General features: G+C 61.8%; 8 protein-coding genes and 1 pseudogene. 2 read left to right on the forward strand and 7 right to left on the reverse strand.

All coding sequences use genetic code 11. The features are described 5' to 3' along the window. Positions 1–67: 67 nt before the first annotated feature. The 7 genes from D1Y84_RS13195 to D1Y84_RS13225 form a co-directional block, all read right to left on the reverse strand. Entirely contained in the window at positions 68–1,540 is a 1,473-nt protein-coding gene (locus D1Y84_RS13195; RefSeq protein ID WP_233581401.1) for an efflux transporter outer membrane subunit, read from the reverse strand. Next, the gene (locus D1Y84_RS13200; RefSeq protein WP_124849109.1) at positions 1,537–4,752 is read right to left on the reverse strand and encodes an efflux RND transporter permease subunit; all 3,216 of its coding nucleotides are present in this window, start codon (positions 4,750–4,752) and stop codon (positions 1,537–1,539) included. The genes D1Y84_RS13195 and D1Y84_RS13200 overlap by 4 nt, the downstream gene beginning before the upstream one ends. Then, positions 4,752–6,005 carry an efflux RND transporter periplasmic adaptor subunit gene (locus tag D1Y84_RS13205; RefSeq protein WP_370245768.1) on the reverse strand — a complete coding sequence of 418 codons (1,254 nt, stop codon included), beginning with the start codon at positions 6,003–6,005 and terminating at the stop codon, positions 4,752–4,754. The genes D1Y84_RS13200 and D1Y84_RS13205 overlap by 1 nt, the downstream gene beginning before the upstream one ends. A gap of 209 nt (positions 6,006–6,214) precedes the next feature. Next, on the reverse strand, positions 6,215–7,489 hold the full coding sequence (locus tag D1Y84_RS13210) for an NCS2 family permease (RefSeq protein ID WP_124849110.1): 1,275 nt from the start codon (positions 7,487–7,489) through the stop codon (positions 6,215–6,217). A 74-nt stretch (positions 7,490–7,563) separates the two neighbouring features. Continuing rightward, a complete protein-coding gene (locus D1Y84_RS13215; protein WP_124849111.1) occupies positions 7,564–11,463 on the reverse strand; it encodes a carboxypeptidase regulatory-like domain-containing protein in 3,900 nt (1,299 codons plus the stop codon). A gap of 366 nt (positions 11,464–11,829) precedes the next feature. Continuing rightward, positions 11,830–13,746: an alpha-amylase family glycosyl hydrolase gene (locus tag D1Y84_RS13220; RefSeq protein WP_233581402.1), complete on the reverse strand. Its 1,917-nt coding sequence runs from the start codon at positions 13,744–13,746 to the stop codon at positions 11,830–11,832. A 107-nt stretch (positions 13,747–13,853) separates the two neighbouring features. After that, on the reverse strand, positions 13,854–17,135 hold the full coding sequence (locus tag D1Y84_RS13225) for a carboxypeptidase regulatory-like domain-containing protein (protein WP_233581403.1): 3,282 nt from the start codon (positions 17,133–17,135) through the stop codon (positions 13,854–13,856). 487 nt (positions 17,136–17,622) lie between these two features. Between D1Y84_RS13225 and D1Y84_RS13230 the strand changes: the two genes are divergently transcribed. Together D1Y84_RS13230 and D1Y84_RS13235 are read left to right on the forward strand one after the other, a co-directional pair. Then, positions 17,623–19,851 (forward strand): winged helix-turn-helix domain-containing protein, encoded by a 2,229-nt coding sequence (locus D1Y84_RS13230; protein ID WP_124849113.1) that lies wholly within the window; start codon positions 17,623–17,625, stop codon positions 19,849–19,851. Between the two features lie 294 nt (positions 19,852–20,145). Continuing rightward, positions 20,146–22,004 (forward strand): annotated as a pseudogene (locus D1Y84_RS13235) (TIM-barrel domain-containing protein); the annotation flags it as partial. Position 22,005: the final 1 nt, after the last annotated feature.

The following is a 22,005-nucleotide window of genomic DNA, read 5'->3' on the forward strand; positions in this document are numbered from 1 at the left end:
TTGCATGCACGAAAAAGCGCGAGCTCCGAGAGCCCGCGCTTTTTGTTGGGCGTATAACCCCTGACGTTTACTGCCAGCCGCCGCCGAGCGTGGTGTACAGCTGCACCAGCGTAAGCGCTTCGCCCTGCTGCGCACTTACCAGGTTGAGCTGCGCGGCGAAGAGCGAGGAGTCGGTGGTGAGCACTTCCAGGTAGCCGGTCGCGCCACCCTGGTAGCGAAGGCGCGCCAGGCGCGTTGCATCCTTTGCCGCCGCGACAAGCTTTTCCTGCTCTTCGCGATACGCGCGCTGCTTGTTGTAAGCAACCAGTGCGTTGGACACATCGCGGAACGCCCCAGCGATTGTCTGCTGGTACGTCAGCAGCATGGCCCGCTCGGTCGCCTGGGCCTGGCGCAGTTGGCCTGTCAGCTTGCCGCCTTCAAAGATGGGCTGCGCAAGCTGGCCGATCCCGTAGATCGTCTTGCCTGCCGGGTCGAACAGATTTGACCACTCATTGCCGCCGAGCCCGGCCGAGGCCGTCAACGTGAGCTGCGGAAAGAACTGGGCTCGTGCTACGCCAATCTGCGCATTGGCCGCAACCAGCGTCTGCTCTGCCTGCTCGATATCCGGCCGGCGCTCAAGCAGTTGCGAGGGAAGACCGACCGGCAAATTCTCCGGTGGAGGTGCGATCGGATCGCCTGCCCGCGGGACAGGTACGCCGGGGTTTTGCCCCAGCAGCAGGTTGATGGCATTCTCTTCCTGCTGCACGCCTTGTTCCAGTTGCGGAATCTGCGAGGTCGCCGTGTACAAAAGCTGCTCGGCCTGGCGGACGTCTGACAGTGGAGACGACCCTCCACGCTCAAGCGTCTCCGTCAACTGCACAGAGTCCTGCCGTACTTTCAGCGTTTGCTTCGCGACCACCAGTTGCTGGTCATAGGCGCGTAGCTGCAAATAGTCCGTGACGACCTGCTGCACAAGACTCAGGCGCACAGCCCGCTGCGCCCAGACCTGCGCAAGCAGCGTAGCGCGCGCGGCCTCGGTCTGCCGTCGGTAAAGGCCCCAGAAGTCAGGAGTCCAGCTTGCCGACAGGTCAAAGCTGCCGAAAGAGAGCGGGCTGTCGATGTTGACACCCGAAGTGGAAGGGATGCTGGCCCCAACGCCACTGCCGCCGCCCGTCAACTGCGGGAACTGCTGGGAACGGGTGATTTGCACCTGTGCCCGCTGCTCCGCCACGCGTTCTGCCGCGATGCGGATGTCGTAGTTGTTCGACAGCGCTCTTGCGATGAGTTGCTTCAGGTCGGGGTCGTGGAAGACCTGCGACCACTGCTGGTCGCCGATCGACGCGCTGCTGTCTGTTGCGACCGCCGCATTGTCCGCACCATGAAATGCCGGTGGCGTGGGATACGTGGGTCGCTTGTAGTTGGGGCCGACGTTGCAGCCGGTGACGGCAATCAGCGCGAGACTGCCGATCACTGCTGGGAGTCGCCGGAGCAGGGAACGCTTTACGTTCTTTGCTCCGATCTGCGTTGCGTACATCCTGTTCGTCTGGGGAGAGCCACTCATGCGTGGCCTCCATCTGCGCCGGCGTGCGCAACCGCGGTATCTGCTTTATGCGGCACGCCATTATGCTTCGAATCCATCGTCGTGCCTTTGCCGCCCTTGCTGAAGCGGTGGGACAGGAACTCCACCACTGCAAAGGTAGAGGGAATAAAGATGAGGCCAAGTACAGTGGAAAGCGACATGCCGCCCACAACGACCGTGCCGAGAATACGGCGAGATGCCCCACCGGCTCCCGTCGCAGTCCACAGGGGCAGGCAGCCGAACACAAAGGCAAGCGCGGTCATGACGATTGGCCGGAAGCGCAGTCGAGCTGCGCCGAGCGCGGCCTCCGCAATGGTCTGGCCGTTGTCATAGTTCACCTTGGCAAACTCTACGATCAGAATGGCATTCTTTGCGGAAAGCCCGATCAGCATGACGAGCCCGATCGTTGCGAAGATGTCGTTCTCGAGCAGCCTGGCATGCAGCGCCAGGTACCCGCCCAGGATGGCGACAGGGGTGCTGAGCAGGACGCTGAAGGGAAGTGTCCAGCTTTCGTAAAGTGCCGCCAGGATCAGGAAGACAAACATCAGGGAGAGTCCGAAGACCGCCCACGACGGAATCCCTTCTGCCGCCTGTTGCTCCTGGTACGACATGCCGGAGTAGTCAAAGCCCGCAGTCTTGGGCATGGTCTGGCGGAAGGTTTCCTCCAGCGCAGCCCGCACCTGTCCGGAGCTGTAACCGGGCGCGCCGGTGATATTCAGCTGCGCCGCGTTGTACTCGTTGAATCGGTAGATGAATTCAGGCCCGGTGATCCTCTTGACCGAGACCAGGGAAGAGAGCGGTACCTGGCTGCCGTTGGCGCTGCGCACGTAGAACTGGTTGATGTTGGCGATGTCGGTGCGCGATGTGCCTTCTGCTTCCACGTAGGTCTGCCATTGGCGGCCGAAGCGGTTGAAGTAGTTCACAAGGTAGCCGCCCATGAACGTCGACATCGTCGAGTAGACATCCGAGAGTTGCACCTGTTGTTGCAGGGCTTTCTCCCGATCGACGTTGGCGTAGAGCTGCGGTACGGCAGGCTCGTACGACGGCACGGCAGCGCCGATCTCGGGCCGCTTGGAAGCGGCGGCAAGAAACCCAAACACGTTCTTGGTCAGCAGATCGGGATCATCCGAGCCGGACCGATCTTCAAGGATCATGGTCACGCCGCCGGAGGTACCGATGCCCGGGATGGAAGGTGGTGGGAAAGCAAACGCAATGCCGTCCGGATCCGAACCAAGCTGCTTTTGCAGCTTGCCCTGGATATAGGCGATCTGTTGATCCTTGGTCTTGCGCGTGTCCCACGGCTTCAGCGAAACAAAGAAGAAGCCGGCATTGGTGCTTTGCACCTGCGTCAACAAGGAGAAGTTGTTGACCGCGATCACGCCCTCGATGCCGGGAGTCTTCAGCAGGGCATCGGTAATCTTCTGTTCTGCCGCATCGGTGCGTTGTGCCGAGGCACCGTCCGGAAGCTGCAGCGCCAGGAACATGTAGCCCTGGTCCTCGGTCGGGATGAAGCCACTGGGCAGGCTGCTTCCAAGGAAGATCGCGATCACGGCGATGACCACAATGCCCAGCATCGCGAATGCTGACTTGTGGATCAGCACGCTCGAGGTGTTGACGAAGCCATTCGTGGTGCGGCGGAATATCTTGTTGAACCCGGCGAAGAACCGCCCCAGCAGACCAGGACGCGCATTCTTGTCCACCGGCTTGAGCAGCAGGGAAGCCAGGGCGGGGGACAGGGTAAGAGCATTGAACGCGGAGATCAGCACCGAGATGGCGATGGTGACCGCGAACTGTTGATAGAGCCGGCCGGTGATGCCGGGGATGAATGCTGTAGGGATGAAGACCGCGGCCAGGATCAGCGCGATCGCTACCACGGGTCCACCCACCTCCTCCATGGCGCGCTCTGTGGCAGCGCGTGGCTCCATGCCCTCTTCGATGTGGTGTTCCACGGCTTCGACCACGATGATGGCATCGTCGACGACAAGGCCGATGGCCAGCACCAGCCCGAAGAGCGAGAGCGTGTTGATCGAGAAGCCGAGTGCCGGGAAGATGATGAATGTGCCGATAAGCGAAACCGGTACCGCCACCAGTGGGATCAGCGTGGCGCGCCAGCCCTGCAGGAAGATAAAGACCACAAGCACAACCAGTGCCAGCGCCTCGAGCAGCGTGAACAGGATCTCGTGGATGCCAGCGGTAACAGCCTTGGTCGTATCCAGCGGAACTTCATAGCTGATACCGGACGGGAAGTTGGTTGCTAGCTCCTTCATGCGCGCCCGAACTGCCAGTGCGGTCTGCACGGCGTTCGAACCCGGAAGCTGGTAGATCGCCATCACACCCGAAGGCGCCTGGTTGTAACGTGCCGAGATGCCGTATGCTGCGTCACCCAGCTCCACCCTCGCTACGTCGCTCAGGTGCAGGATCGAGCCATCCGCATTGGCCCGCAGGATGATCTTGCCGAAATCTTCCGGCGTCACGAGGCGGCCCTGCGTACGTACGGTGTAGGTAAACTGCTGCCCCTTGGGAATGGGCTCCGCGCCGATCTGCCCGGCAGGATTCACGTTGTTCTGTGTCTGCATCGCGGCGATTACTTCCGGCGCCGTCACGCCCAGCTTCGCCAGCTTGTCCGGATCGACCCAGACACGCAGCGCATACTGGCCTCCGAAGATCTGCACGCGCGACACACCCTTGACGCGTGACAGTTGATCCTGGAGATTGATGATGCCGTAGTTGGTGAGGAAGTCCTGGTTGAGCTTGCCGCCCGGCGACGTCAACGCCACAAGCATCAGCGGTGAGGTCAGCGCTTTCTGTACCGTGAGGCCGGCGGTGCTTACCTGTGCAGGCAGCTGTGACTGCGCCTGATCGACGCGTAACTGCGTCAGCACCTGGTCGATGTTGGGGTTGGACTTGGTGTCGAAGTCCACAAAGATCTGCACCACGCCATTGTTGGCGCTTACAGAGCTCATGTAGATCATGTTGTCGACACCGCTGATCTGCTGCTCGATCGGCGTGGAGACAGACTGCGTTACTGTCTTTGCGTCAGCACCGGCATAGGTCGCCGTCACCAGGATCTCTGGTGGAACGATGTCGGGGTACTGGGCCGTCGGCAGAGTGAACAGCGAGATCACGCCCAGAATGACTGTGGCGATCGCCACCACAATCGCAACGATAGGGCGGCGTATAAAAAACTTTGACATTAAAGACCGCCCACAGAGCTATTCGTTCCCATTGTCGGAGCAGTGGCAGGCCCCGCATGCGGGGACACAGGCGAGCCTTCACGAAGCTTCTGCACATTGTCCGTGATGACCTTGTCGCCGGCCTTCAGCCCGTTTTCTACCAGCCAGTACGCACCGATCTGCGGGCCCAGCTTGAGGTTGGACAGATGTGCCTTGCCGTCCGCGCCGGCCACAAACACCTGCTGCGTTCCCTGCAGTTCCTGGATGGCTACCTGCGGCACGAGCAGGGCATTGTGGTGGATCTCCGTGTCTGCCTTGATCCTGCCGAATTGACCGGGACGCAGCACATTGCCAGGGTTCGGGAAGACGGCCGCGATGCGGATCGCGCCGGTCTGCGCGTTCATCTGCCGGTCAACGAACTGGATATGTCCCTTACGGGGATAGGCATCGCCATTCGCCAGCGTGAGCGTCAGCGGCACGGTGCCCGCCTTTTTCAACAGGTCGCCTCCGCCTTCGCGAACGCGCTGTGTCAGCGCGAGATACTCTGAGTCGCCAATGGAGAAGTACACCTTGATGGGGTCGAGCTGTGACACCGAGGTGAGTACTGACTGGCCGTTGACGAGGTTGCCGACCTGCACCGTGGCCTGGCCGGCCACACCGCTGATCAGCGAACGCACACTGGTAAAGCCGAGGTTCAGCTTGGCATTGGCCACTGCGGCATCCGCGGCTGCAACCGAGGCTTGGGCAGACTCCACCGTCGCGGCATACTGCGCTCTTTGCTGGGTGTCGTTGTCCAGCTGGCTTTGCGCGATGGCTCTCGCCTGTGCGAGCGGCGTGTCGCGTTTCACATTGATGTCGGCGAGGCCCAACTGCGCCTGTGCCTGCACGACTTGGCCCTTGGCCTGGGCCAGGCTTCCCTCTGCTTGCGCCAGGGCAGCTTCAAACGGGCGCCGGTCGATCTCGAACAGGACCTGGCCCTTTTGTACCTCGGTGCCTTCGCGGTAGTCCTGCTTCAGCAGGTAGCCGCTTGCCTGCGGCTGGATCTGGGCGTTGACGTAGCCATCGAGCGTTCCAACCCATTCGCCCGAAACTGGCACGTCAGTCGCCTTGACTTCGTAGACACTCACGGGCATCGCGGGCATGGAACCCGTGGGCGCGACGGCCTTGCCGCCACAGCCCGCCATCACCGCACTCGTTGCGAGCAGCATCCCGGCAGTGGACGCGAGTCGTATGCCTCTCGTCTTCGCTGTTTGGCCCTGCTCCATCTGCTTCATACCTTTTCTCCGCAAATCTGCCAACCCTTTACGCACCAGGCGCCTCCTAATTCGAGGCGAGACCGGCGCAAATATGTACGACTTGAGACGCGCTCTCGGCAGCACCCGATTCAAAATGTAGGCGATAAAACCGGCCGCGGGGCCGTCGCGTCGCTCCTACGCGTGCCTCTCCGCTGCGCGCGGCCGTGCAGCACAGGGCGTCCCATCCGTCAAGCATGGGAAAGATACAGGAACCGCATCAGCAAGAGCGCTGCCAGCGCATACAGCAGTGAGTGGTCGCGGCGCGCTCTACCGGTCACGAGCTCGAGCACTGCAAAAGCAAGCAGGCCCAGGCTCACACCGGTTGCGATCGAGTAGGTCAGTGGGATCGCGAGCAACGTGAGAAATGCAGGAAGCGCGACCCGGGGTTCGGTCCAATCGACGCGCACCACGCTTGCCATCATCAACACACCTACCATGACCAGCGCCGGCGCGGTAGCAAAGCCAGGGAGTGGGCCGGTGAGCGGCGCCACCGCTAGCGACACCAGGAACAGGAGCCCTGTCGTCACTGCCGCGACACCAGTCCTGCCGCCCGCCGCGACCCCCGCGCCCGACTCCACGTAACTCGTCACCGTGCTGGTGCCAATCAATGCGCCCGCGACTGTACTTACTGCATCCACCAGGAAGATTCTGCGCAGGTGTTGGATCGTGCCATCCGCTTGCACCAGCCCCGCTGGTTCTGCCACTGCGAGCAACGTGCCGATGTTGTCAAAGAGGTCGACGAACAGGAACACGAAGAGAATCTCGAAGCCACCCAGGTGCAGTGCGCCGCGGATGTTCAGCTGCAGGGCAGTTTGGCCCAGGGCTCCCGTGTGCAATTCCCGGGGGTGCCACGCAACCTGGTGGAGCAGCACTCCAATGAGCAGTGTGCCTAACACCCCCGCCAGGATTGCCGCGCGTACCCGGAACACCTGCAGCGTTGTGATCAGCAAAATGCCGAAAAGTGCCAGCGCGGCAGAAGGCGCACGCAGATTGCCGAGAGCAACAGTGGTCGCCTTGTTCGACACGATAATGCCCGCATTGCGCAGGCCCACAAACGCTATGAACAACCCGATACCCGCGGAGACGGCGGCATGCAGCTCGCGTGGGATCGCAGCGACCAGCAACTGACGGATGCCTGCCAGTGTCAGTCCGAGAAAGACCACGCCTGACAGGAACACGGCGCCCAGCGCAACCTGCCAGGGCACACCCATCCCCTTTACCACCGAGTAGGTGAAGTACGCGTTGAGCCCCATGCCGGGAGCAAGTGCCAGCGGAAGGTTTGCCACGAGGCCCATGAGGATTGATCCGAGTGCGGCGCACACGCAGGTAGCGATTGTGACGGCATCGATCGGCATGCCGGTTTCTGCAAGCAGCGCCGGGTTTACAAAGATGATGTAGGCCATTGCCGCGAATGTCGTGCATCCGGCAACGATCTCGGTGCGCCAGTCTGTGTCGCGTTCCATGAAAGCAAAGCGCCGTTCGAGCCGCTGCAACCAGGTGCGCGTGCCAGGATGCGATGAGCCTTCGTCGCGATTCTTCAAAAGAGCAGATGCAGCGACATCTGGATTTGCCGCGGGCTGCTGATGGTTCGGGTCACGTAGCCAAGCCCTGCTGGGCAGTTGAAGAAGGTGCCGGTCGTAGGATTCTGGCTTGCCTGGCAGGTAGCCGCGCTGGGCGCGGAGGGCGTACCGAGTACCGGGAAGTCGTTGTACCCCTCGTTCTGCGCCACGTTGTCGTTCGGGATATCAAACGAACTCGTATTTGTAACGTTGAAGACGTCAAATGTGTAGCGCGCCGAAACGCCTTCGGACACCCGGATGCTCTTCACCAGCGACATGTCCGCCCGCTTCTGCGCGGCCTGTCGGAAGATATTGCGCTGCCCGTTGGTGAAGTTGGTTTCAAACGTATCCCCGGTGGGCACCGCGCCGCCCAGGTCGCCCGGGTTCAGCAGAGGGATGGTGAAGCACGAAGCATTCAGCGCCGGTGCGCCAAATGCACCGGAGTGGCCTGTGAGCGCATTGTGCCGGTTGCATCCGGGCGCCAGCGGCACGATCGGGTTGGTGATCCCATCCGATGTTCCGTAGTAGATGCTTCCCACTGCGCCCGAATAGTCGATCACGCTGTAGGGCTGGCCGCTCTGCAGCACCGTGATCCCCTGTAACGCCCATCCGTCCACGAGTCGCCCGAACGCTGTATGCTCGGCAGCCAGCGAGGGCACCTGGAACAGGTAGTTGAAGGTGAGGTTATGCGTGCGGTCGAAGTCGGACGAGCCGTAGCCCCCGCGCAGGTCCAGCGGATTGTTGCCGTTGTAGAACAGCCCAAGCCCACTCTGCTCGTCAAGCGCGTGCGAGTAGGTATAGGAGACACCGGCCTGCACGTGGTGAGACAGGCGCTTCTCAAGGTGCGCCGTGAGCGCGTTGTAGGCGGACACACCCTCGGCTAGGTAGGTTTCCGACTCGGCCGAGTAGCCTACGTATGGCACGCGCAGATCGATGTTGCCGCCTTCATAGGTCGACTCGTAGGGTCGTCCGTTCGGCAGAGCAGCAGGCGCACAGTTCGAGTAGCTGCCATTGCATGCATCCGGAGCCTGCACCGCGTAGCCGTAGGTGTAGGTCTCTCCATGGATCGGATGCGATGGGCTGGCAATCCCGGCCTGGTTTGAAGGCACAGGTACCACCTCGTGCCGGCCGACGTTGCCCACGTAGCCGATCTCGATGGCAAGGTCATTGCGTGGCTGCCACTGTACATCCAGCGTGTAGTTGATGGTGTAAGGAAGCTTGTTCGCGCGGTTGTACGTCGCGAACGAGAACAGCGGTGTTCCTTCAAGGATGGCCGCCGCGTTCGGCAGATATTTTGTGATGTCAGCAGGATTACCGCTCGGTGTGTTGCCGGCGACGGTCCCGGTGCCCCACGGGTTAGACAGGGAGATGGTGCCCTCGCATCCGCCCACCACGGCTGGCGAGTTGGGGCACTGCACCGCGTTCACAAACGGCGGCGTCTGCGCTACACCAAAGGGTCCACCGGTTACCTCGCCTGCGGCATAGCCGGGCGACAGGTAGCTGAACAGTTCTCCGCGATCGTAGTAAAAGCCAGTGCCGGCCCGCACTACCATGCGGTTCTGAAAACGCGCAGGGGACCAGGCAGCCCCGAAGCGCGGTCCAAAGCCCCACTGCCTGCCGGTCAGCGTCGTCTTGCTCACGCCCGCAGAGGGAAACAGCTTGTTGTTGCCGGCGACAATGAAGCCATTGCTGGTGATCTGCCCGCTTGTTTCACTGTAGCTGTACTGCGACGGGTCGAAGTTAAAGAGATTTCCGTTTTTCTCGGTGAGACCCCCATCCCAGTCGTAGCGCAGCCCTGCGGTCAGGCTCAGGTTGGGTCGTGCCTGGAACTTGTCCTGTACGTACGAGCCCACCTGATTGGCACGATAGTAGCGGTTCGCGTTGCCTATCAGAAAAGATGTCGTTGTAAAGTCGTCGTTCTGGTAGGCGATGTTGCCCTGCAGAAAATTCGAGAAGTCTGTGGTCGCGATGGATCCCTTGTTGGTGCGCTCATCGCGTATGTTCAGTTGCGTATAGCTGTAGCTGGTGCCGGCCGTAATGGTGTGCCGACCCAGCGTCAGGATCGCGTTGCCCGATGGCATCCACCGGTTTTGAAACAGGCCTGTGAACGGGGACTGTGTAAAAGCGCCGGGGCCGATGTTCATGGACGCGTTGTATACGCCGCCTGGATTGTTCGGCGAACTGTTGCCAAGGTCGTCGACGATGGAGATTCCGGGAAAATAAGTCGAGCCGAACGTGTTGATGCCGGCGTCCTGTGGCGTAAGCGGCTGATCGTTGACGCCGTACGCCTTTTCGCGCAGGAAGCCGAACACGCCGTTTACGCTGAGATTGGGGCGCACCAGCACATTGTCGTTGATGGAGAACACCTGGCTGCCGGTGTCGAGATGCTGCGTAAAGCCCGACACATTGGAGTAGGCATACGGCGCTACGGTCGGGTCGTGCTGGTAATAGTATTTGGCCGACACCGTGTTGCGGGCATTGGCGTTCCAATCGAGATTGGCCACGGCCTGGTCCGACGTGAAGTAAGAAGTGCCAGGGATCGAGACGTCGTCCGGCGTGTTGTACGTGGGCGTGGTACCGCCCCAGGATGGAACAAGATATTGACCGCTCGCGGTCTTGGCCTGCATCAGGTACAAGGCAACAGGGCTGATCTGCGCGGCTGTGATAGGCGCCGGCGTCGTGCCAGCGCCCCCGGCATAGTTGAAGTTGAAGTTTTCGTTCGCGACATCGGCGAGTCCCTGCGCGCTTCGATCGTCGGTGAGACCCACGGGCACGGTGAAGCGCGAGATGCCGATTTCCTGGTCGGCGACGTGCACATGCTGATAGCCAAGAAAGCCGAACAGCCTGTCGTGCAGCAGCGGGCCGCCCACGGTGCCGCCCGCAATGTAGCGATGCAACTGCGGCACCTTCTCGTTTTCCGGGATATCTCCATCCTGTTTGAAGAAGAAGGGCGCTGCATTCAACCAGTCGGTTGCGCGGTGGCCGTACAGGCTTCCATGGATGTCGTTTGTTCCGGACGAAGTGCTGAGGTCGATATGCGCGCCACTGTTGGATCCCTGTTGCGCGTCATACATGGAAGCGTTGACGCGCACCTCCTGCAGCGTTTCAGGCGCGGGTGTCGGCAACGCCTGTCCAATCGCCAGGTACACCGATGCACTGCTTTGTTCCACACCACCGCCAGTGGGGTTACCCACACCGGTGTTGTTCACCACTCTGCCGGAAGCAACCGAGCTGGTGCTCTTGCCATTGAAGAGATTGCTCGCGTCAACGCCATTCAAGAGAAAGCTGTTGGAGGTGTCACGCTGCCCGTTTGCCCAGATAGGCTGGTTGCCCAGCCCCGCGTTGGCGCCGGTGCCGGTCGGCAGCTCGGCATTTACGCCGGGAGACAGGATCGCCAGGCCTGTGAAGCTGCCCGTAGGCAGCGGGATTGCGTCGATCTGTGCCTTGTCGAGCACATACCCGTTGGTGGTGTCCGAAGCGTTCAGCAGGGGCGTTGCCTGCACCTGCACCGACGTGCTGACCTGCCCCACCTGTAGTTGCGCATTGACGGTCGCGGTGCGCTCTGCCTGCACCACGATCGACGGGTTCTGCTGCGTGTCGAAACCCGCATGCACAAAGGTTAATGTGTAGGTGCCGATCGGCAGATTGACCAGCGTGTATGTGCCGTCGCTGCTTGTCTGCGCAGTGCGCCGCAGGCCGGTCTGGAGACCTGTCGCTGTTACCTGTGTATTCGAAAGCGCGCCGCCGGCGCTATCAACCGCTTGCCCGGCGATGGTGCCGAGCGTTTGCTGTGCCAGCAGCGGCGCTGCCGCGCAAACACTCACCGCAAGCAATGGAGCCAGCGCTCCACGACTTACTCCGGATCTGCCAGGCGCCATGCGTCACTCTGCTTTCCGTTGCGTGAACAGGGAAGTGAGAAACAAGCTGCTGAATGTGGCTACGCTGTTCTCTCGAAAAGGTCGAGGCACACGCTCCTGCAGGCAAGCGTTCGGAGCCTCGAATGCCTCCGTCGTGAGCACGATGACATTGAATGTTCAGTGAAATGATGTGGTCCCAACTTCCCATAGGTGCGAGGAAAGTGCAAGCAGAAATCGATCGCCCACCCATCCTATGCAGCGCGTTCCGAACTGCTGCGGCGTGCCGGCACGTCTGCCGCCTGTGCGAAATATTGGCAGAGCGCAACGTATCGAGGCCCGGGAATCAGGATCCCCAGGCCTCGGCTTTCATGCGTGGAACAAGGCTTTTTACTGCCAGTGCATCAACGTAGTGCCCGGAGGCACCGTGATTTGCTGCACGTCGTTGGCGCCAGCCTGCAGCGAACCCGTACCGAGAATCGGGGGACCTGCCTTGCAACCGGCGAGTGCCGTGTTCGCGGTTTCGAGCGACACAGTCTGAGGCGCATCCGAATCGTTCACCGCGACCAGCATGCGGCCCATTGTGCCTTCGCAGCCCTGTGCCAGGCGCGCCCCGCGCACCTGGAGCAGCACGCTCTGGTCTGCATGCAGCACCTGCTCATCGCCCGCGTTCAGCTCCGGATATCGCGCACGCAGCGCCAGCAGTTGCTTCACCCAGTTGTACATGTCCGCCTGCTGCGCGGTGCGCGTCGCCGGGGAAAACGCGCTCTGCGCGTCCCCCGCAAACCCGCCGGGAAAGTCATGCCTGTTGTCCGGATCATCCCCGCCGGTCATCGCGATCTCATCACCGGAGTAGAGTTCCGGCATGCCACGCATGGTCAACACGATCGCGAACGCCAGCTTCAGTTTGTCCGGCGTCGCCCCGTCTTCGCTTAAAAAGCGTTTCACATCGTGATTGCTGAAGAAGGGAACAAGCTGCTCCGGGTGCGGATACAACGAGTCCTCCCCGAGCACGCCGGCCAGCTGCGTCATGGGCTTGCCGTGCAGCAGCACATCGCGCATGGCGAAGTACGTCGGAAAGTCGAACGGAGTTGTCAGACCGGTATCCACCGAGCCATTCAGGTCGTGACGCGCAACACCAGTGGCATACGACGAGGTCACCACCGGATCGCTGTTGAACACCTCGCCCACCGAGGTGAAGTTGGGGTAAAGCGCATGCAGGCTGGCGTGGAAGTCATGCCAGAAAGGCCTGCCGACATAGGGAAAGGTGTCGATCCGCAATCCGTCCGCGCCCGTCTGTTCCACCCACCAGATCGCGTTCTGCGTCAGGTACTTCGCAGCGTCCGGGTTCTCCTGGTTCATGTCGGGGAGTGTGTTGGCGAACCAGCCCTCAAGAATGTCTCTCTGATCGCGCCAGGCCGCATGCGGATCGACCAGCGGTGCGAACTCGCCCACTGCTTTGTGGTGGTCGGCCTTGGTGCCGTGGAACCAGTCCGGCTCCGGCTCGTCTTCCACCCAGGGGTGCGCCGGACCAATGTGGTTCGGCACTGTGTCCAGCACCAGCTTCATGTGGCGCTTGTGCAGGGCGTCGGCGAGCGCGCGCAGGTCGGCAAGGCTGCCGAAGTGCTCGTCCACCGCGTACAGGTCTGTAGCCCCGTAGCCGTGATAGCTGGACCGCCCATGGTTCTGGTACACCGGCGTGATCCACACCGTGGTGATGCCGAGGCCCTGGAGATAGTCGAGGTGTTCGCGCACGCCGCGCAGATCGCCACCATGCCAGCCGCGCGCGTTTGCCCGCTCTTCCTGGTGGTTTGCTCCGTCATTGTCCGGATCTCCGTCGGCGAAGCGGTCCGTCATGATCAGGTACATCACGTCTTTCGAGGAGAACCCAGCCATACCATCGTTGGCCGCGCGCCTCTTGTCGAAGGCGAAGGTCGCCGTTGTCTTGCCGTGGGCGGTTGCTGCTTCAATGCGCACGGTCTCTGCTTCAGCAGGCGACGCCGCCAGCTGCAGTGTGGCCCAGTGTCCGTTGGCAGAAACATGCGTCGCCCTTACAGCGAGCGATGGGTCACTCACTGTGAATGTAGCGCCTTCCAGGTGGTCTCCATTGACCAGCAGCAGCGCCGCCGGCATGTTGACCCACCACTGCGGGGGATCGATGCGCACGATCACCGGCGCATCGGGCGTGCTCGCCTGGGGCGTGGCTGCCAGCCCTGGCAGGGCAGCGATCGACGCGAAAAACAGGGCCAGCACGCTTTGCCGTGAACAGGAAAATACCGACGGACGTAGAGAAAACAAGGAACGCATACGAAAACTCCTGGAGCCTGCGCGCAGAAAAGCGCAGCGCGAAAAGAAGGGCGTCGCATGGTACAAGACCATTCGACGCCCCCGGGTGATCAACAACGATGCAGTGTTTAGAACTTGAAGCGGACTGCCATCTGCATCTGCCGTTCTGAGTATTCCCGCGTGCCGGTGATCTGGCCGAAGGTGCCGTCCGTCACGGTCGAGTCGGGATTCGTAAACTGCGGCGTGTTCGTCACGTTGTAGACCTCGGCGCGAAGCTCCGCGCCGAATCGCTCCGTAAGCTGCAGTGTCTTAAAGAGCGAAACATCGCCTTCAGCAAGACCCGGACCGTAGAACTGGTTGCGGCCCGTGTTGCCTTCCGTCCCTGCTGCTGGCGAGCTGAAATCCGCCTTTACCAGGTAGGGCTGGCTCAACACGCTGTGGGTGATGGGGTAGCCACCGGTCTCGTTCGCACGCAGATCGTAGGTGCTGCCATTGCCGAGCGTGCCCGTCACGGTGAAAGGTGAGCCGGTCTGCGCACTCACGATCGTGTTCAGCTGCCAGCCACCTGCGGCCAGCTCCAGTCCACGGCCCCAGTGCTGGCCAAACTCGTGTCCGTGACCGAACGGCAGATCGTACAGCGCACTCGCCACAAAGACGTTCCGCTGGTCCAGGGTCGAATTGCCCTTGTTCAGCGCGTGATTGAAGGTGTACAGATCGCTGCCCGCATACAGCCCGAGGAAGCCATCCGTATTGTCGATGTTGTGCGACCAGGTATAGGAGCTTGTGAATACGAGGCCTTTTGCGGCCGTGTAGTTCAGCTGGGTCTGGAAGCTGTTGTAGTGCGACACGCCGTCGGTCTTGTTGAGATACTCCTCACCAAGGTTCGGGAACGGGTTTGGCGTACCGGCCGGCGTACCGAGCGGGTTGGTGTTCTGGATATAGCCAGTGGAGAGGTGCGTCCCCTTGTTGCCGACGTAGCCGACCGTGATGACCGTCTTGGCGCCGAGTTGCTGCTGCACCTGCAGGTCGTACTGCTGAACGCTTGGCAGCTTCTCCGTGCTTTCCACGGCAAAGCCGTTGACGCCGGTCGGCGGATTGTTTGCGTCGAAGTTGGGGAATCCAGGCAGGGGAAGGGCAGCCGTCGCATTGGCATTGCTGCTCTGTCCCTTGGGCGCCTGGCCCGTGAAGGTAACGCGGTACCCCTGTGCCGCGGTGTAGTTGACGCTGCCGCCGTACGGAACCTGCTGACCCAGCTGGTTATCGATGCCGCCACGATCCAGGAAGTAGTAGAGGCCGTACCCGCCGCGCAGCACCGTCTTGCCCGTGCCCAGCGCGTCATAGGCAAAGCCGAAACGCGGTCCGTGATTGTTGAAGTTGTTGTTGATGATCGACTTGGGAACACCATTCACGCCGGCCAACTCGATGGTGCCGTTGGCAGGGTTGATCGCCGACTCTCGGTTGTACATCTCGGTCGGGAAGGTGATGATCTGGTACCGGTAGCCCAGGTTCAGGGTCAGGCGCTGGGTGACCTTCCAGTCGTCCTGCACGAAAGCGCCAACTTCGTAGTTCTTGGTGCCGTAGAAGCCGCTCTGCGCGCCGATGCTGTAGTAATCCGTGAAGCCCACCAGCATTTCCGCGGGCACGTAGCCGGTGGAGTCACCAGAGCCATAGTTGAAGTAGCCCTTGCCCGAGATCGGGCGGAAGTAGGCCACATCCCGGCGGATGCCGGAACCGCCGAACTTGATATTGTGGCGGCCGCGCGCGATCGTCACCGCATCATTGAGCTCGTACGTGTTTTCCGGAACCTTGTAGGTACCATAGTCGCCGGTGTAGTCGATCTCGTTGCCATTGCCGCCGATCAGTGCGCCGCCGCCAAGGTTGACGTTGCGATTGGCATTCACGATGCCGAGGTCCGATGCGATCGGGGTCCCCGAGAATACCGGCACATTTGCGAAGGTGTAACGGTTGTAGCCGGCGCGGAACTCGTTCAAGATGTTGGGTGAGAACGTGTGTGTCTCACCGATCGCGTAGCCACGGCCGTGCACGAAGTTTTGTCCGGAAGCGAAGCCGGCCGGCAGGTTGGGCAACGACGAGGTGCGGGTGAAGTTGCTGTTGTCGTAGGTGAAGCGGGCGAACAGGCGATCTGCCTGGTCGAGGTTGGCATCCACGCGCGCGTCAATGGTGTTGTTCTTTGTCGTGTTAATACGCGAGGTGACGTAGTTGTTCTCCGTACCGTTGACGGTGCCCGTTGTGTTCGGCTGCGGGTAAGCATTCAGATAGTTCACAGCGGCCGCGTTCAACCGGGCCAGCGGGATCTGGTTGTTCGGGAAGGGTGCGCAGGTCAGCGGGTCGTACACGGCGCCTGACACGTACTGGGCCGCCGTGAGGTTGGGGCAGAAGGTCGTGCTGGGCTGCGAGGTCACACCCGCGGTGCCCAGCAACTGGCCGAAGTCACCGGTGCGCATCCGCGCGGTCGGCACGGTATCCGCTTCTGCATTCAACGGCTGGTTCTCGCGCACACCCTGGTAGTCGCCAAAGGCAAAGATCTTGTCCTTGAGCAACGGGCCACCCAGCGAGCCACCAAAGGTGTTGCGCTTGAACGGCAGCGCCGCCGTGGGATTCACGCCGATGAAGCCATGGTTGGGATTGGCATCGAACAGGCTGGAACGGCCAAACTCGAACGCCGAACCATGGATACTGTTGGTGCCGGACTTGATCGAGCTCTGCACGATCGAACCGCCGGCCCGGCCGAACTCGGCGGGAGCTGTGCTCGTGTTCACGCGGAACTCTTCCGTGCCTTCGATGTTCGGGAAGAAGTCCAGGGTATTGACCAGGGACTCGTTGTTATCGATGCCGTCCAGAATGAAGTTGTTTGCCTGGGGACGGAGACCATTGGTCGAGAGCGAGCCGCCGCCCGATTCGTTGTTCCGGAAGGTCTCGGCATCGCCGTTCACGCCGGAGGCTCCGTTGCCATAGTTGCCGCGCGTGACCCCGGGGGTGAGCAGTGCAAGCTGGGTAAAGTTGCGGCCGTTCAGGGGCAGCTCGGTGACCTGGCGTCCGGCGATGACTTCGCCGACCGCGGAGGTCGAGGTGTCGACCAGCGGTGCCGCGTCCGTGACTTCCACAACCGTGGCTACGCTTCCGGCGGCTAGGTGCAGCTCCACGCTCTGGGTCTGGGAGACCTGCAGAGTGAAGTTCTGCGCAGTGGTCTGGAAGCCGTCATGGCTGGCTTCGATCCGGTAGCTGCCGCGTGGCTGGCCGGGGAAGTTAAAATTGCCGTCCGCGGTCGCTGTGACCGTGACCACGGCGCCCGTCTCGGTATTTGTGAGCTTTACGATGCTGCCCGGCAACACGGCCCCGGAAGCATCTTCGATCATGCCCGTCACGGTACCCGTGTCAGTCTGTGCCATTGCGACACCTGCGCTTACGCCGCTTACTGCTGCCAGCAGTACCAGACTCGCCCAGTGCCTGAGTTGAATGTGTTTCGTCATTACGGTGGTCCTCCAAAAATCACTTGCATGAGGTGGCGTTACTGTCCCCGACCCCTCAGGTGCTCTTGAACCAGAACAAGATTGCACGGTCCTTCGCTACCTTTCCTTGCTCAATTGAACATCAACTGATAGTCAACTGGTAAGTTACGACTGGTGAGTAATTTAGCGGCATTATCAAAACAGGAGATGGGGCGCATGCTTGCACTTGCACTCCCGTCGCGCCATCATGGAAGTGCTTCCAATGCATATGGAGAGTGTCCCAGCCGGTAAGACCTGACCGGTCATCAGCTTGGAGGAGTTTTGACCACGCGGCCTGCCCAGGCTGTGCCGCCGCAGGAAGCTGATTGAGGCAAGGTCCGTGGATGAGCCGGGCGGCCCGATCGGCGTTCGTTGAGGAGTGTTTTTCATGTTCAGCACACAGGCTCGCGTTGCGTTTGGGACGTTTGAGGCCGACCTGGCTTCCGGGGAGCTCTACAAGGCAGGCTTCCGCATCAAGCTGCAGAGCCAGCCGTTCCGCCTCCTGGTCGTCCTGCTGGAGCGGCCCGGCGAGGTGATCGGGCGCGAAGAGCTACAGCAGCGACTCTGGAGCAAGGACACCACGGTTGACTTCGACCATTCTCTTGGTACAGCCATCAACAAGCTGCGGGAGGCACTGGGCGACTCCGCCGACAATCCACGTTTCGTAGAGACCCTGGCGCGCCGGGGGTACCGCTTCATCGCCCCCGTAACCTTCCCGGTGCAGCAGGCCCCGCTGCTTGCGCCCGGCACGGAGCAAGAGCAGCTGCTCGAGGCAGCCACGCCTGAGGCTGTCGACGTTTTCCCCACTTCTGACCTGCTGCTTGCACCGCCTGCCACCCCCGAAACTCTGGTCACGGCGCCTTCGGCCGAACCGGTTCGAACGCGCACCCCCGACACCTGGCCTGTTTGGGCCTGGCTGGTTGCCGCCCTTGTCCTGGCAGGCAGTGGCTTTTTGCTGGGCCGGCAGGGCCGCACAATGCATGTCCCTGCCTTGCGCCAGATCACGCAGAGTGGCCGTATTCTGCCCGCGCTTTCCGATATGGAGAGCTTCCCTGCCAGCGTCACCGATGGCGTGCACCTGTTCGCTGCTGCCATCGAAGACGGCCGACCCAGCCTGGTAGAGGCCTCGGCGATCGACGGCCGCATGGAACAGCTCACGATTCCTGGGGAAATTGCAGGTCCTTCAATCGGGGGTATTTCTCCTGATGGTTCGCGGCTGCTGCTGCGCAGCCACCTTTCCAACGAGTCCGAGCAGCCGCTTTGGATCGTGCCGGTGGCGGGTGGCTCGGCACAGAGGGTTCCCAATGTTCTCGCACACGATGCGACCTGGATGCCCAATGGCTCGGATATCCTTTTTGCTGCCGGCAACCAGCTGCTGGTGGACCAGCGCCAAAGTGGCACCACTAAACTCCTCGCCAGGGTACCGGGCCGTGCCTTCTGGCTGCGCTGGTCGGCTGACGGCACGCTGCTGCGCTTCACCATCTTTGATCCCATCACCCACGAGCGCTCACTCTGGCAGCTTGCCGCAGGCAGCAGCGCGCCCAGCCCGCTCCTGCAGCACTGGAAAGAAAGCGCAAACGTGTGCTGTGGCGTCTGGACGGCAGACGGCTCCTCGTTTGTTTTCCAGGCGAGCCACGGTATGCAGTCTGACCTGTGGCGGCTTTCCGGCAACTCCGATGGCTCTCCCGAGCGCCTGACCGATGGCCCCATGATGTTCCAGAGTCCGCTCGCGGCTTCGACCGGGCACCGCATCTTCTTCACCGGCGTAGACACCGAGTCGGAGGTAGACCTGTATCGTCCCGGTACCCGGGAGTTTGCCCCGGCCGCGGCCCTGATCAACAATGCTAACCGGCTCGAATACTCGCGCAATGGGCAGTGGCTTGCATGGACAGATCTCGACGGACGTCTTTGGCGCTCTCGGCCCGATGGAACCGAAAAGTTGCAACTCACGCCCGATGCGGTGCAGGCGTTCCTGGTCCGCTGGTCGCCAGACGGCACGCGCCTTGCGTTTATGGGTCGGGAACAGGGGCAGGCCTGGCAGATTTACCTGGTGCAGGCTGACGGCAGCGCGCTCAAGCGCGTCCTGCATGAGGCGCGCAACGCAGGCGACCCCACCTGGTCAGCGGACGGGAGATCCTTGGCCTTCGGCAGGGTGCCGGACCTGATGGGCAAGGAAAGCGGGGCGCGCACCCTCGAGGTCGTGGACCTCCAGACGGCAGCGGTGCGAACCCTCCCCGGCTCGGAGGAGCTGTTCAGCCCGCGTTGGTCGCCGGATGGCCGCTTTATCGCTGCTCTCTCGATCGACCAAAAGCGGCTCCTGCTGTTCGACGTTGCCACCCAGCAGTGGCGGCAGCTGGCTTCCGGCTCCTTTGCGGACCCGGTCTGGTCCTCGGATAGCCGGTCGATCTACGCGCAGGGCTTCATGAAGGCTCACCAGCCGATCCTCCGCATCAGCCTGCCGGACGGGCAAGTCGACGAGGTCGCCACGCTTTCAAATTTCCACTCTGGCGATGTCATTGACTCGTTCTTCTGTGGTCTGACCGCCGACAATCTGCCCGTCGTACGCGCCAGGCGCGCCACCGCTAACCTCTACTCGCTTGATATGGACGCTCGATAGACAGGTTAATGCTGCCTGTAAGTGTTTCTAAACAAATCACTTAACAGGCAAAGCAGAATAGATGCAGAATTAACCGCCCCGGCCTTGTGTTTAGGTAGGGCGAGCCTGTTTTCTGTGTGCATGTGCAAGGGTGCAGTTCACTCCGCAGGCGCGGCTCTTTATATGGCGGCCATTTCTCTTTCTCCTGCACTGGCACAGCAACCCGTGCAGCCCACGCCGCACGGCTGCATTGCCAGGGCGCATGGCGTCACGCTTGAGGTTTCCGCCCTGCGCGACGACGTGCTCCGCGTACGGATGTGGCGCGGCGCCAACCAGCCGGAAGATGCCTCGTGGGCGGTGCTGCCTGCCGCCCGGACCAGCGCAGTCCGTACCACGCCGGAAGCTGCGGGCTTCCACACCGGGCGCCTGCGTGTCGCCGTCGGCAATGACCTCGCTCTGACCGTCTCGGATCTTGAGGGACACGTGCTCCAGCAGGACGCCAAACCGGCCGAGTGGAGTGGCGACCGCTTCCGCCTCTACAAGCAGCGTGTCCCGGAGGAAAGCTTCTTCGGCCTGGGCGACAAGCCCGGACCACTGGATCGCAGCGGCGAAGCCTTCACCATGTGGAACACGGACCATTTCGGCTGGCAGGAATCCACGGACCCGATTTACAAGAGCATCCCGTTTTTTATCGACTTCAATCACGGCCGCACGCTGGGCGTGCTCGTCGACAACACCTGGCGCTCATTCTTCGACTTCGGGCGCGCCAACCCGAACCAGGTCGCATTCGGCTCAGAGAACGGCCCGATCGACTACTACCTGCTCTACGGACCTGACCCGAAGCAGGTCGTCAGCAGCTATGCATGGCTGACCGGCCCGACGCCTTTGCCGCCTCTCTGGTCGCTCGGCTTTCAGCAGTCGCGCTATACCTATGAGCCCGAGTCGCAGCTGATGGGGATCGCCCAGCGCCTGCGTGCCGATAAAATTCCCTCCGACGCGCTGTACCTGGATATCGACTTCCAGAAGAACAATCGACCATTCACCGTCGACGCCGACAAGTTCCCCAACTTCGCCGACATGGTGCACACGCTCGCCGCCGACCAGTTCCACCTGGTAGTCATTACTGACCTCCATATCGCGGACCTGCCCAACAGCCACTATGCCCCCTATGACACGGGCACTGCCCAGGACCAGTTCGTGAAGAACCCGGACGGTTCCACCTACGTCGGCAAGGTGTGGCCGGGGCCTGCGGTGTTTCCTGACTTTACCCGGGAGCAGACACGCGCCTGGTGGGGCACGCTCTACAAGGAGTTCTCGGACGAAGGCGTGGCGGGTTTCTGGAACGACATGAACGAGCCGGCCGTGTTCGGCGTTCCGTCCAAGACGATGCCCGACAACGTGGTGCACCGCGTCGATGAGCCGGGCTTCCAGAAGCGCACGGCTACGCACCTCGAGATCCACAACGTGTATGGCATGGAGAATTCGCGCGGTACCTACGAGGGGCTGCTGAAGCTGCACCCGGATACGCGCCCGTTTGTGTTGACGCGCGCCAGCTACGCCGGGGGCAGCGATATGCCGCCACCTGGACTGGTGACAACAGCTCGACCTGGAACCACCTGCGCATGACCGTGCCGCAGATCCTCAACCTTGGGCTGAGCGGCTTTTCGCTGACGGGTGCGGATGTGGGCGGCTTTGCCGGTTCACCTCCGCCTGACCTTCTGACCAAGTGGATCGAACTCGCTGCCTTCCAGCCGATCGACCGCGACCACGCCGCCAAGGGCACGCGTGCGCACGAGGTCTGGGTGGACGGACCCGAGCAGGAGCAGATCCGTCGGCGCTACATCGAAGAGCGCTACCGCCTTATGCCCTACCTGTACACGGCGGCCGAAGAAACCTCGCGCGATGGGCTCCCCATCATGCGGCCGCTCTTTCTGGAGTTTCCAGCTGCCAATGCCGACGGAAGCGCCTTCGACACGGATGCTGGCAGTGAATTTCTCTTTGGCAGCAGTCTGCTTGTCGCGCCCAACCCGTCGCCTGAAGAGGTGGCGCCCTACGAGGTACATCTGCCGCCGGGCACCTGGTACAACTACTGGACCGGTGAGCAGTACGAGCGCGCAGGCCAGCAGCAGACGCTCGACAAGGAACAGCGCGATAAGCTGACGCAGGCAAAACCCG

Source organism: Acidipila sp. EB88 (genome assembly GCF_003858395.1).
Taxonomy (GTDB): Bacteria; Acidobacteriota; Terriglobia; order Terriglobales; family Acidobacteriaceae; genus EB88.

Excerpts from the sequence above, each read along its gene's own strand:
- D1Y84_RS13230 (WP_124849113.1), top strand. The coding sequence starts at position 17,623 with ATGTTCAGCACACAGGCTCGCGTTGCGTTTGGGACGTTTGAGGCCGAC.
- D1Y84_RS13200 (WP_124849109.1), bottom strand. The coding sequence starts at position 4,752 with ATGTCAAAGTTTTTTATACGCCGCCCTATCGTTGCGATTGTGGTGGCG.
- D1Y84_RS13205 (WP_370245768.1), bottom strand. The coding sequence starts at position 6,005 with ATGAAGCAGATGGAGCAGGGCCAAACAGCGAAGACGAGAGGCATACGA.
- D1Y84_RS13210 (WP_124849110.1), bottom strand. The coding sequence starts at position 7,489 with ATGGAACGCGACACAGACTGGCGCACCGAGATCGTTGCCGGATGCACG.
- D1Y84_RS13215 (WP_124849111.1), bottom strand. The coding sequence starts at position 11,463 with ATGGCGCCTGGCAGATCCGGAGTAAGTCGTGGAGCGCTGGCTCCATTG.
- D1Y84_RS13225 (WP_233581403.1), bottom strand. The coding sequence starts at position 17,135 with ATGGCACAGACTGACACGGGTACCGTGACGGGCATGATCGAAGATGCT.
- D1Y84_RS13220 (WP_233581402.1), bottom strand. The coding sequence starts at position 13,746 with ATGCGTTCCTTGTTTTCTCTACGTCCGTCGGTATTTTCCTGTTCACGG.
- D1Y84_RS13195 (WP_233581401.1), bottom strand. The coding sequence starts at position 1,540 with ATGAGTGGCTCTCCCCAGACGAACAGGATGTACGCAACGCAGATCGGA.